Source organism: Paenibacillus psychroresistens (assembly GCF_009728935.1).
Lineage (GTDB): Bacteria > Bacillota > Bacilli > Paenibacillales > NBRC-103111 > Paenibacillus_AC > Paenibacillus_AC psychroresistens.
On the sequence record NZ_CP034235.1, the window covers coordinates 6566080 to 6580266 of the forward strand.

The following is a 14187-nucleotide window of genomic DNA, read 5'->3' on the forward strand; positions in this document are numbered from 1 at the left end:
TATGCTGCCTTAAATCATTTTCACACACTATCTTGATAAGTGTCAAGTATGGCAAGCGCGGAAAATGATTAAGGCCGTCAAAATTTTTACTCAATGAGCATTGTCCAATTATTTGTTAAGCAAATTGTAGATCACTTGAGCTGCCTCAGCACGCGAAGTAATGCCTTGCGGATCAAATGTGCTTGATGTACGGCCTTTTATTAAGTTTAAAGCTACTGCCGTTTTTACATATTGTGAAGCCCAGGCAGATATTTTCGCATCATCTTTGAAAGAGGATTCTGTAGTACCTTGATCTGGATTTCCATTTACTACTGCATAAGCACGCATCATGATGGTAACCATCTCTTCACGAGAAATTGGAGCATTTGGTTTGAATAAATTCCCGCTCACACCATTCACAATTCCAGCTTTAGTGGCAATGGAAACGGCATCTGCATACCAATCATTTGCCGATACATCTTTAAATGCATTCGCGCCTTTATCAGTGAGCTTTAATGCTCGGACAAGAAGTGAGACAAATTCAGCTCGTGTCACATCTTTTGCAGGTTCAAAGGTAGTTGCAGTAACACCATTAATAATCTGCTTAGCTGCTAATCCTTTGATCACATTGGATGCCCAATAGCTGCTAGCCACATCGTCAAAATTCTTGTTCAGCTCCAAAACCGCATACTTACTAAAGTGATTGATCTGTGCTACTATTTCTCCATTTACAAGCTCTCCGCCTACATATTCCAACTCCCCAGAATCGGAAATATAGAATACACCGGTTAAGTTCATATCACTAGAGCTATCTACTTTTAAACGAATGGTGATCGGCTCATTAAACTTAGATAGATTTGCACTAGCTCCATTTTTAGAAGTAATGGAAAGGCTAAATTCGTAGATATCACCTGCTCGTTTAATGCTATCTTTTGGAGAGGTTTGACTCTTATCTAAAATATCTTGTGCTTGTGATTCGGACAACGGATTTAATTTTAATGAAATACTGCTGTCTTTCAGCTCATCTGCTGACAATAATCCGGTTAATTGTTTAATTAAATTAGTTGGAATATTTAGAGAAACATGGTCCATTTTCAATTCAAGCTTGCTATCGCCTAACAGTTCCACTGTATTAGACGGCAATTTAATTTCCGAAGTATCCGCTGGCAGTGTAATCGTTGTGTTACCGTTTTGACTTACAGACAACATCGCAGTTGGAATAGAAACTGCTCCATCGATACCTTTATCGATTACCATTGGCTCCGGCGTTGGAGTTGCCGTTGGAATTGGTGTCGGTGTTACCGCTGGTGTCGGCGTAGACGTTGGCGGTGATGTTGGTGGTGGCGTTGTTGCCTGTGTAAAGGTCAAAGTTGTGACCAGTCCAGCCGGTGTTCCTGTGTTCTCATCAGCCGCTATTCGCACTAACAAGATATGAATCCCGCTTAAATCTAACGCATTGAAAATCGTCGCATCGTACATGACATAGTCTGCAGTATCGAGCTTATACTCCATCTTTGTCGTTAAGCCAGTTACGATATTCGTGACATCATTCAAGGTCACATTTGGAGCAGCTGGTGAATCTGGCGTTCCCGGTGTTGCTGTAAATGCCAAAGTTGTGATAAGCCCAGCTGGTGTTCCTGTGTTCTCATCAGCAGCTATACGCACTAACAAGGTATGAATTCCGCTTAAATCTAACGCATTGAAAATCGTCGCATCGTACTTGACATAATCTGCGCTATCCAGCTTATATTCCATTGCTGTTGTTAAGCCAGTTACGATATTCGTATCATCATTCACAGTCACATTTGGAGCAGCTGGCGTCCCCGGTGGTGCCGTAAATATCAATGTTGTAACAAGTCCAGCCGGTGTTCCTGTGTTCTCATCAGCAGCTATGCGCACTAACAAGGTATGAATTCCGCTTAAGTCTAACGCATTGAAGATCGTCGGATTGTACATGACATAGTCTGCGCTATCCAGCTTATATTCCATCGCTGTCGTTAAGCCAGTTACGATATTCGTCTCATCGTTCACGGTCACATTTGGAGCAGCTGGCGTCCCCGGTGGTGCCGTAAATATCAATGTTGTAACAAGTCCAGCCGGTGTTCCTGTGTTCTCATCAGCAGCTATGCGCACTAACAAGGTATGAATTCCGCTTAAGTCTAACGCATTGAAGATCGTCGGATTGTACATGACATAGTCTGCGCTATCCAGCTTATATTCCATCGCTGTCGTTAAGCCAGTTACGATATTCGTCTCATCGTTCACGGTCACATTTGGAGCAGCTGGAGGTGTTCCAGTAGTAAACTTCCAAATTTCCGAGAGCTTATTGCCTCCGTATACATCTTGTACGGATGTATACCATTCGTAGGTTGCCTTATCTGCAAGTCCATTCCAATCAGCAGATGAATTACTGCCGCTTATGACCCCTTCATTCTTCTGGATCAACTGATCAGAATATACTCTTACCCCGATATAATCGGTGGCTACTTGCTTAGTCACTGGCTGAATATTTAAATTAATAGAAAATTCATCCTTACCTGGATATTCATCTGTATCGTAGAAATTAAAGTCATCTAGATAAGGTGAGTAGGTCTTGATGTTGACTTTATCATTCTTCATATCGAATTGCAGCAAACGGATGTATCCAAGACCGCCTTCTGGCGCTCCTTGATAATCTGCAAGCATTTGATATACGTTACGGTCAGGTACACCATCACCGTCATCATCGATCGCATCCTGATGCAGCAAGGCATTATGATAATGTCCGGACAATACGGCAAACACATTCTTGTTCGGTTTAACGACACGCTCAAATACTTTATCAGCCATCGGAGCACGATTGTTTGATACTAAAAGATACTCGTGGAAGTTCAAAATCGCTTTGCGATTAGGATACTTCGCCAGCACTTCATTAATCCAATCGATCTCTTTATCACCATAACCCCAACCCATATAAACGATTATGAAATCATTTCCATTGGAAGAAATCAGATCATAATGTCCCCGGTTGTTATCGTATGATTCACCATAGGTCGGTTGATCCTTAAAACGATCTTCTCCGAAATGCTTATTGTAATAGCTGTAGTCGTTGTCCTGATGAAGAACGTCATGATTACCAGCCAAAACGCCGTAAGGAATTTTCGCATCCTCAAGCACTTTCATATCTTTATTAGCTTCATCCCACTCATATTGCTGATCGGCATCATCGACAATGTCGCCTGTATGAATGACATATTTAATTTTATTCTTTTCTTTATTGTCAGCGATCCATTTTACGATATCCTGAAAGATATATGGATAGCTCTCCGCATAATATTGCGTATCGGACATCCAGGCAAAAGAGAAGTCATAATTATCTGAGCTTCCGCCATCATCCTGAACTACAGCAATTTCATCCTGAACCATAACTTGGATCTTATTTCCATTCTCATAAACCCCAGCCTCAACATCAGCTGTTAGCTCAAAATCAACAGTGCCAGCTATCTTAGAATCTAGCACCTGCCAGCTCATCTTTGCTGAACTCCAGGCATAAAGCGAGACCTTGCGTCCCTCGAGTGATTTACCCTTCCAATTAATGTTCACTTTATCCGTTGCTTTGACAGATTCATCTATCGCAACCTCAAAGCGCTGATAAGGGAATTTTTCAACGGAATTATCAATCAGGTAGTCTCCATCAGGCTTGCTGATTTTCTGGTAATCCTCTTGAGTAAAGGCAGTTTCGCCACCTGGTATTTGCTGCTTTGGAGGCTCTGTAACAGCCGCGCCATGATAGCTGACAAAGTCATTTTGCACATTGGCATCGTACTTGAAGCCTCTGTAAAAGGAAACGTCCAGATCATCGTTTGTTGGATCTGCTACTTTAACAGTCAACCTAACGTTACCAGCAAGTACAGTTGCACCTTGCTCTGGCGAAACAAGCACCGGAGCGATCGGGTTCTCATCAGGCACTGCGAATTTAATGGTTGAAGTACCTTTGTTCCCGACTTTATCAGTTGCCGTAACCACTAGCACATGATTGCCAGCAGCTAATTTCGAGGAGGAAGTGGAAAACGGCATAGTAAGCGGCTTGGCATCCAATGTCGCTTCCACTTTATCTACTCCAGAGTATGCATCAGTTACAGCAGCATTAATTGTAAATGGACCTCGGTACAATTGTCCTTCTTTTACTGAAGGCACAATGACTGGCGCTGTATTGTCAATTGTTACGTTTGCGGTAATCGTTTCGCTCTGTTCATTTGTTAGAGATACTTTATGAATCCCATCGCTAGCTGTTTTGGTATTCCAATCGTATGCCTTGGATGTCAGCTTGCTCGCGAGCAAATTGAAGCTGAATTCAATGACCGGAACTGCAGCACCGCTGTCACCCATTTTAATAATAGTAACTGCATTAGCATATTTAGGATCATAGATTTGGGTGCCGTCCGCCAATACGAGTCGGACATTCTTTACTGTAAAATTATCTTTGTTCTCTTCTGGACTGTCATCAAAAGGCGACGCTTTTGTACCCGCCCTGATTGCAATAACATTATTGCCTTCTTTCAAGCGGTCAGCCTGAATGGGTACTGATAAGGTTGTATAGCTGTTAATCGGGTCTTGGAAGATTTGCATAATATCCTGGCCCATCGTAACACCGTTCTTGAAATAATAGTTAACACCATTTGCATCGAAAGCAAAATAAGCTCCATTTTCAAGTGCAGTGAATGTGGATTGCGTCAGCTCACTATCATCAATAGATAACTTCAGCTTGGACGGATCAACATTTTCACCATTAGCTTTAATGATTTTATTATTTGATACAAAATCACCATTCTTTAGATTCAAACGAAGCTGTGAATGATCCGGGCCTCCAGTAATGTTAACCCTGACTGGCGTTGTGCTGGTCTCATTGGTCCCATCTGAAGCGACAAAATAATACTCCAAATATGTATTTCCAATAAGATCAGGAGAATAAAACATAAAATGGTACAAAGTATCTGCAAAGCTTTCGGTCAAGTATTCCTTCTTATAGTCTGCTTGCTTGTCCGTTTTATAGTAAAGCAGTACTGTCTTAACCTGGTGATCGTCATTTGCATCGGCGGAGATTTCAAAGTCCCCCGATTGCGGTACTTCGGTCTTGCCTGTATTATCTGTAATTTCGGGTTTCATAGTATCTGCAATCAAATGCACTCGCTGTCCAGGTACTTGAACCGAATTGACTGTGCCTGGGGTAGCTGCTAGAAGACCTGCACTATATTTAATCATTTTCGAGCTGCCGTCAACCGGGAATTTGTAGAAAATCCCTTTGTTCGCTACGGTTTCAGCATCGGTAACATAGTAGGACGCAGAAATGTCAGTACCTGAATTGGAAGCTACGACTAGACCGCGTGGTCCTGTATTGGCCATACCATCACTGAATATCCGTACAATATTCTGATTTTCAACTAGACTCGTACCATAAATGGCATTGAAATCTGCAACTGTTTTACTTGCATTCTGGGTATTGATAATCCAGAATACTAGTGTTTTTCCAGACGGAATTACTAAATCGTTTGGAACGGAAGGCCATAGTACATCACCATCTGGTCCTAGATCTGTATAACGGTAACGAATAACATAATCTTTGAAATTAATCGCCTGATCGGTATTGTTATATACCTCCACAAACTCATAACCATCTGCGCTTCCGACATTCGTTGAGTCAGGAACAACTTCTGTTACAAGCAGCTGCGGTACTTTTTGGGGATCAAATGCCGGAAGCTTAACCATCACGGTATAGGTATCCGTCTTAACTGTAAGATCACCTTTGTTAGCCTGAATATAGTAATCAATAGTAGTTTCCGTCAAGGACTCCCTCGGAATAGCTGCATGATATCCAGTGCTTGCCGAATAATTCATCACAGCCCATTGGTATGCAGATTGGGAGGATACCTTGTAATATACAGTTGCATTAACCGTTTCGTTTGGTCCAACATTACTGATAGCTGCATCAATATTGATGTCATTCTCAGTATCTGCCTGCAATACCGGAGTATGTGTTATTACTGGCGGCTCCGCCAATGTCACTGGATTCACTGGGACCTGAGATGCGTCTACCACACCTGGGGTTGCATTATTAACACCCGCGCTTGTGATAACCGTATTCTTGGTTCCATCCATCGGGAATCGGTAGAATATCCCTTTGTTAATCTGTGTTTGATCATCATTCTCGTAATAAGAGCCAGAAATTTCTTTACCTGTAACATCTTCTATGACTATTCCGCGTGGAGTTCCATTAGCCATGCCATCGTTAAAAATACGGAATAGGTTTTCATTCTCTACAAGACCACTTCCACCATAGTTCGCATTGAAATCTGAAGTAGTTAAGGCGCCATTCGCACTATTGATAACCCATAAAACAATTGATTTTTGAGCTGGGATCAAGATGTTCTGGCCTCCAGTAGACCACTCTACATCTTTGATCGGATTGCTATCCATATATCTGTAAATTAATTTGTAGTTTTTAAAATTAATAATTTTATCCGTGTTGTTATACACCTCGATAAATTCGTAAGCATCACTGCTTACTCCTGTAACGTTGGCACTGTCTGGAACCAACTCTGTTACCATTAACGGTGGCACCTTTGTATAGTCATAGCTTCCATCGCCAATTGCAACGGAATAAACATTTGATTTTACCGTATTAGCGCTGTCCCGAGCTTCAATATAGTATTGCAGCTGAGCTCCTGTTAGTGATGCCTTCGGGATCTGGCCTTTAAAGCTATCTAACGTTAAAGAGGTCATATATACTGCTTTAAAAACGGATTCCGTCGACGATTTATAGTAGATCGCCGCTGTTACAGTATCCATTCCAGATATGTTCTCTGCATTCGTTATTTTTGCATTAATTGTCACATTATCAGCAGGATTAGCCACTGCAAGAGGGGTATGCGTAATTACTGGCAGCTCGTTCACATAGATATCCGAAACCTGAAAAGCTCCAACATCTCCTGGAGTTGCTGCAAACGAACCTGCCATCGGCAGCATCACCATATTCTTCCCGTCCGTTGGCAGCTTGTAGAAGATACCTTTATCAGGCACGGTTTGTGCGTCATTCTGATAAGAGGCAATTGCTATTTCCACTTTAGCCTTGTCTTGAATAATGAGATCTCTAGCTGCGGTATTAGACATGCCACCTGCAGTAGCAACATCAGCTCCACCAACGACTCGAAATAGATTGGTACCTTCTGTAAGGTGAGTGCCGTAGTTTAAATTAAACTGATCGGCAGTTAGAAGATTACTTTCACTATTCATAACCCAAAATACTAAGGGTTTTCTAGCTGGAATAATAATGTCTCCGCTTCCTGCTGACCAAATCAATGGAACAGATGGTCCAGGAGCACGATAAGCCAGATCGTAATCTTTAAAGTTTACAGGCACATCAGAGTTGTTGTAAACTTCAATAAATTCGTAAGCATCCTTCGAATTTACGTTTGCAGAATCCGGAACCAGCTCAGTAATCAACAGCTTAGGAGCTGGAGGTCCAGCGGTAATATCCATCTCAGCCATTGCTGGCTGGATTACAGAGCCTAGTATTATTGTTGCTATAGAAATAGATGAAATCCAACGTTTAAAGCTTCTTTTAAACAAAATCTAAACACTCCTTCAATTAGTAGAATGTAATGAATAATAAATTTTTATAGAGACACGATTCGCTCTATTAACCAGATCAGCCCAAATACACCGATGATACCTGAACCGTAGCGTACCCAATTGATTTTGACCGGGATACGGCCGAGCGCCCAAAGCGCCGGAATAATAACTGCCAGTACAGCGAGTTGTCCGAATTCCACTCCAAGATTAAATGAGAATAATGGAAGTGCCATATGATCAGTCAGCGTTCCTCTCAATATTTCAGCGAATCCAAAGCCGTGTACTAAACCAAATAGTAAAGTAACCCCAATAGGACTGTTTTGCTTTCTTTTCCAAATGTTTTCAACCGCAATATACACAATGCTCAACGCGATCAATGGCTCGACAATTTTCGGAGAAAGGTAAGCGAGCTCGAATGAGGATAAGGCAAGTGTAATACAATGCCCGACTGTAAAGGCTGAAATCAGCTTCACCACGTTCCATTTTCGCTTATCCGATGCTAGGACTAGCCCTAACAGAAACAACATATGATCAATCCCAGACCAAATGTGTTCCATGCCCATAACTGTATATGTACGTAGTGTTGTCATCCAGGAAGTCGACAGGTTTTTCACAGGTTCATTAGATGTTACAGCTGGGACAGTATCGGCAGATGTTGCAGCTGGGGCGGTATCAGCTCCTTGAAGCTGAATAATATAATTCTCGCTATTCAGTACCTGTTCAATTGTCTGGCTTCCAAAGTGAATTGTTGCATAATTGCGGTGGGCCGGATCGATTCCGCCATACCAAAAAAAATCATATTGCACCATAAAAAGCTTCACGGGCGCCTCAAAATTATATTGAATATTAATGCCAATCATATCCATACTGGCTCTCTTAACTCGACTAGCACTTTCTATTATTCCTTTTCCGAGTTTACCGTCTCCCGTAAGAATTAGTCCGTCATCTATTAACGCACTCAGCTTGTCCATTGACCCAGCGAGTTCCTCGTTGCTTAGCTTATCGTCGCCATCTTTGTCTGCAGGGAAAATTTGGATAAGGTCATGATCCGAGAAAAACAAGCCATACTTTAAAGTATTGGCCTCTACCGTAATATCTGAATAACCTGTTGAAGTGAAATGGGCCCATGCCAAGCTTGTAAAGCTCATAAACAGCGCCAAAGTCACTGCAAGGATTACCAACGTTTTCTTTCCAGTATTGAAAATAGTTCTATTCACTCTAAAATCCACACCTTTTTGTCATTTTATCTGCCTGCCCTTCCCGTCAACGTATAGTGCAAATCTCCTCTCTTGTTAAATTATGAAACACGGTTATGAAACAATATGCCGTGTATTTTCCATAATATAGAAATATTGTACCATTCGTGGCCGCATAAAATTAAACAACATTTCACTCAATGCTGTCTTGATCCTAAGTAAGTATATATTCGTATTGTAATCGGTATGTTTTCGTTATATTAAGAAATTATTAAGAGTAGTTTATTTAAAAAAGAGGGGGCTGTTAACTCATATGAGTTAACAGCCCCTCTGCTTCCTTATTAAATTTATCGACGCACTTCACTGCTTATCTAAGAATGTATGTATCCGAATTTTGTGAACGCAACCAATTCATACTGTTAGCGATACTCTCGAGCGGAGGATTCTGGCAGCTGTCTTGTTCCACAATCAGCCATTTCACACCCGCTTTGACAGAAGCATCAATTACTTGGTCAAGCTGTACTTCACCTTGCCCTAGCTCCAATGTCTTTAACTGCCCTTGTTCATCTCTCGTAAAATCCTTCAAATGTAATAAAGGAATTCGACCTTTATATTTTTCGATATAAGTCAGAACATCTTGTTTGGCAAATTGGACCCAGCAAACATCCAATTCTACCTTAACCGCTTCGGTTGTAGTCGTTTGATATAAAGCATCAAACGCAAATTCATCGCCAACTTGAATATCAAACTCAAAGGCATGGTTGTGGTAGCAGAACTGCAAACCTTGTTTGCCTACTTCTTCACCAGTCTTCTGAAAAATCGCATACAAGCTCTGCCAGCCCGCAGCATCCTTGCGATCTTCCTCTGGCACACTCGGGCAAGTAAAGTAACTGCCACCGATCGTTTTGATAAAATCAATTTCACCTTGCAAATTCTCGCTAATATTCGTTAACCCAATGTGACTGCCGATAGCTTTAAGGTTTAATTCATCCAAGAGACTACGAATTTCTTGTGCACTTCTTCCAAAGTAACCGGCAAACTCCACACCACTATAACCAAGAGCAGCAACATGACGCAAGGTACCTTCCAGATCAATAGCCATTTGATCACGAAGCGTATACAGCTGTAAACCAACTTCCATTTTACCCACTTTGTTTCCTCCCGTTTCATACATAGATTAATACTACTTACTCCTTCTCATTGTACACAATAAGAGCATTGAATAGCTATATTCACTCTGTACGAACCCCAGTCGAATGGCGGATAATTAGCTCAGGCTGAACGAATCGGGTTCTAGGTATCAGATCTTTTCCTTTAATACGATCAAGCAGCAATTGGACAGTTTCATGGCTAATCTCCGCAATATCCTGACGTACTGTAGTCAACGAAATATCTGAAATGGACGAGAAAATCAGATCATCATAGCCAGCTACAGATATGTCCTCTGGAATTTTCAAATTTAATTCTTTGAGCGCCTTCATAGCCCCTAAAGCCATAATATCGTTAATCGCCATAATCGCATCAGGCTTATTTCCATTACTCAACTCGTTCATGACCGCTTTGTAGCCGGAATTGAAATCATTCTTCCTGCACTCCACAATATTGACTGTATCCCACGCCAAACCAGCTTCATCATAAGCGCGCATGCACCCGTCCAAACGAAGCTTAGAAATCGAAACCGTCCGATTGCTGCTGACTAATACCATAATGGATCTGTGGCCTAAGCCTAGCAAGTACTTCGTTAATAAATAAGAACCCTTTGTCAAATCCGTCATGACAGCATGGCTCTCCCAGCCTTCATCATAGGTTGTCGAGAATACATAAGGAATTTTATTCAAATCCAATTGGTTAAAAGAAAGAAAGTCCGCTCTAGGTGACTGAGCAGGGATGATAATCACCCCATCTACCCGTTGGCGAATAAAGCTCTCAATGATCTGACTCTCCTTCAAGAGATCATCATTAGAAACCGAAAGAATAAAATTATATTGCTCCAATCTTAAATACTCATCTATATAACCAATAATTCCGCCAAAATAGGGGTTCTGCACATCTGTAACAATCAAGCCAATGGTGTTCGTTTTACTTCTAGCCAACCCCCGAGCGATACTGTTGGGAATATAGCCCATGGCAGCAGCAACCTCAAGCACCTTTTTCCTTGTTTCTGCGTTGACTGTTTTTTTATTATTCATAGCTAGAGAAGCAGTTGCTTCCGATACGCCTGCTTTAATCGCGACATCTTTTAAAGTAATCATAACGATCCTCTTCCGAATTTAGGCTTTCTGATGACTGCCAAACATTCGCATAACCTGTCGTGCATCTTCACTGAACTCGTGAATGGTAGACATCATAATATCATGATAGAATACATGCTCTTGCTTTTCAATCAATTGCTCTCTAAGCTTATCGCTTACTTTTAATGCCATGTTCGTATAATAATTTATTTTGGCAATTCCTTGATGAATGGAATCAGAGAAATCAACTTCACTAAGCCCTGATCCCCCATGCATAACCAAGGGAACAGCCACATTGTCTCTGATTTGGCCTAGTCGATGAATATCTAGATTAGGTTTTTTGAGATATACGCCATGAACGGTTCCAAAAGCAACTGCCAGCGCGTCTACGCCTGTTCGTTCAACAAATTCTCCAGCTTGCTCCGGATCCGTGTAATAGGAGGTATCATCAATAATCGAATCATCATCTGCTCCTTCAGCACCACCGCTTACGGGTCTTGTCACATATCCAAGCTCGCCTTCAACGGAAACATCGAACTCTCTCGCAATTTTCACAACCTCAGCTGTTCGCTGCACATTATCCTCGTAGTTATATTCGGAGCCATCAAACATAACGGCGTTAAAGCCCAGCTTCATTGCTTTCATAGTAGCGGAAAAACTCTTGCCATGATCGAGCAGAATGGAAACGGGGACCTTGGCATTGTTCATCGCTGCAACCATAATCGGGGCAATTTGCTCCAAAGGTGTGTACTTGAAATGGATTTCGGCATGGCAGAGAATAACCGGGGAATTCTCCTCCTCTGCTGCTTGAATAATACCGCGAATCATATCGAGATTAATCGCGTTGAAGCAAGGAACAGCATACCCTCTTGCTGCTGCATCCTGGAGCATTTCTTTCATCGGCACGTTTGGCATGGTATGTCCTCCTATTCTTATTACTCTACGATCGTCGTGAATCTGGATACATTAGGATCGGTAAAAATATCAAATTGATCTAAACTAGTTGTAGAAAATTCAGTGATAATTGCACCTTCAGGTCCAGCTTGAAACCAGTGCTTCACATTTGGCATAATCGTATATTGATCCCCTGGATTCAGCTCAACCTGATTCCATACGGTGTAATAGGCTTCACTATCTTTCGGGGGCAATGCCAGCGGCTGATCCGTGCGTTCTCCAGAGACAAAAAGATATACTTTGCCTGCTCTGCAGCGGAAAGTTTCCTCTTTACCGGGATTATGCTCATCGATTCTTGGGTGGCGGTGCTCTGGACAGGTTTGCATAGGCAGCATAATAAGCTCCTTGGCACAAACTCGCGGTGTATTCACATAAACCAACAGTCCAAGCCCTGTAACTTCAAACTCGTTCAAGCCAAAATCTGCAACCTCAATTTGATCCACTTCATGAGCAGCCAGCACAATCCCATTTGCAAGAAAAAGCTGCTTGGAGTGCTCTTGAAATTCTTTTACCTGTTTTCTAGTTAGCATCAATAAACATCCTCTCTTTTTATAAACCTAATTTTATTTAAAGCGCTTTAAATATTATTGTAAAACTTTTTTAGCCAAACTTCAATATAAAACGGATTATTTTTTATTAATATACCGAGGTATTTTCAAACATAATAAAATATACTATAATTTATTTAAAGCGCTTTAAAAGAAGGAGCCAATTAAAATGTCACTTATGGGTTTAGATATCGGAACCTCTGGAAGCAAATGTACATTGTTTAATGAAGCAGGAAACGCCATTGCCTTTGCCTATCAAGACTATCCCATCATCCACTCTCACAGCGGATATGCAGAATTAAATCCAAACGAGGTTTGGCAGGCTGTTCAAAAAGTGATTTATCAAGTAACCCGAGATTATCAGGGTGCTCCTATTCAGGCGCTTTCGATTTCTTCATTTGGAGAATCGGCTGTTCCTGTTGGCGTGAATGGCGAAGTTTTGGGCAACAGCATCCTGTATACAGATTCCCGAGGACAGCTTGAGGCTAAACGGCTTCAAGTGAATTTGGGCGGAGAGCAGATTATGGCTTTAACCGGCATACCGGTTCATCCGATGTACACCATTAACAAAATCATGTGGATCAAAGAGCATCAACCAGAGATTTATCTTAAAACATGGAAATTCATGCTCTTCGGAGATTTTATTGCTTATCAGCTTACGGGAATTGCCATGATTGACTATTCATTAGCTTCCCGAACGATGGCGATGAATATTACGCAGAAAGCTTGGGAGCCGGCCATTATGGAAGCTGCTGGAATCGATTCCCATCTATTCTCTGAATTAGTTCCTTCTGGTCACATTATTGGAACAGTTAGCAAGAAAATCGCTGCAACCATTGGTCTCTCACCAAAAACGTTAGTTGTAGCTGGAGGACATGACCAAGCTTGTGCTGCTCTTGGAGCGGGAGTTTTACAAGCGGGTCAAGCCATTGATGGAATCGGAACTGTCGAGTGTATAGTCCCTACATTTAAGCAGCCTGTATTGAATAAATCGATGCTGCAGCATAATTTCAATTGTGCTCCACACACGCTCCCCAACCACTATCTCACCTACGCTTTTAATTTTACGGGGGGCTCTTTATTAAAATGGTATGTAGAATGCTACGGGCAAATAGAGGCAGCCGAAGCGCGTCGCAGAGGAATAAGCGTTTATGATATTTTTAATGAACTGGCTGGAACAGACCCCACAGAGCTGCTGGTCATCCCGCATTTCGCTGGCTCAGGAACACCGTTTATGAATCCCGCTGCAAAAGGAATGATCTACGGGTTAAGCTTTGAGACAACGCCTGCCCATATTTATCGCGGACTTTTGGAGGGTATTACCTATGAGATGCTTTATAATTTAGAGTGCTTGGAGCTCGCAGGTATTAAAGTCGACACCTTAAAAGCAGTTGGCGGCGGAGCCAAATCTGAGCTGTGGATGCAAATGAAAGCAGATATTATGGGAAGAAAAGTGGAGACTCTAGCAATTAGCGAGGCAGGAACGATGGGTACTGCCATTCTTGCAGGTATTGCATCAGGTGTTTATCCCTCCTATGAGACAGCTGTAGAGCAGCTCGTAAAAGTTAAAAGAACCTACTACCCCAACCCAAAAATAACAGAAATCTACCAAGCAAATTATGCACGTTATAAGAAGCTATCGTCACTAGTAAGAGAAGGGTTGTAATAGAA

7 protein-coding genes are annotated in these 14187 nt (G+C 41.8%); 1 reads left to right on the forward strand and 6 read right to left on the reverse strand.

Annotation, left to right across the window (positions count from 1 at the left end; translation table 11 throughout):
- Positions 1-108 precede the first annotated feature (108 nt).
- From EHS13_RS29760 to EHS13_RS29785, 6 genes are all read right to left on the reverse strand, one after another.
- The gene (locus tag EHS13_RS29760; RefSeq protein WP_155703855.1) at positions 109-7584 is read right to left on the reverse strand and encodes an S-layer homology domain-containing protein; all 7476 of its coding nucleotides are present in this window, start codon (positions 7582-7584) and stop codon (positions 109-111) included.
- A gap of 47 nt (positions 7585-7631) precedes the next feature.
- Positions 7632-8804 (reverse strand): HupE/UreJ family protein, encoded by a 1173-nt coding sequence (locus tag EHS13_RS29765; RefSeq protein WP_155703856.1) that lies wholly within the window; start codon positions 8802-8804, stop codon positions 7632-7634.
- Between the two features lie 346 nt (positions 8805-9150).
- Positions 9151-9933, reverse strand: a complete 783-nt coding sequence (locus EHS13_RS29770) for a sugar phosphate isomerase/epimerase family protein (protein ID WP_155703857.1) — start codon at positions 9931-9933, stop codon at positions 9151-9153.
- 82 nt (positions 9934-10015) lie between these two features.
- Complete coding sequence (locus tag EHS13_RS29775) at positions 10016-11035, reverse strand: LacI family DNA-binding transcriptional regulator (protein WP_155703858.1); 1020 nt, start codon at positions 11033-11035, stop codon at positions 10016-10018.
- A gap of 18 nt (positions 11036-11053) precedes the next feature.
- Positions 11054-11929 (reverse strand): class II fructose-bisphosphate aldolase, encoded by an 876-nt coding sequence (locus EHS13_RS29780; RefSeq protein ID WP_155703859.1) that lies wholly within the window; start codon positions 11927-11929, stop codon positions 11054-11056.
- Positions 11930-11949: 20 nt separating this feature from the next.
- A complete protein-coding gene (locus tag EHS13_RS29785; protein WP_405083526.1) occupies positions 11950-12501 on the reverse strand; it encodes a D-lyxose/D-mannose family sugar isomerase in 552 nt (183 codons plus the stop codon).
- A gap of 184 nt (positions 12502-12685) precedes the next feature.
- On the opposite strand from EHS13_RS29785, the gene EHS13_RS29790 reads away from it, so the two are divergent.
- Complete coding sequence (locus tag EHS13_RS29790) at positions 12686-14182, forward strand: FGGY-family carbohydrate kinase (protein ID WP_155703861.1); 1497 nt, start codon at positions 12686-12688, stop codon at positions 14180-14182.
- Positions 14183-14187 lie beyond the last annotated feature (5 nt).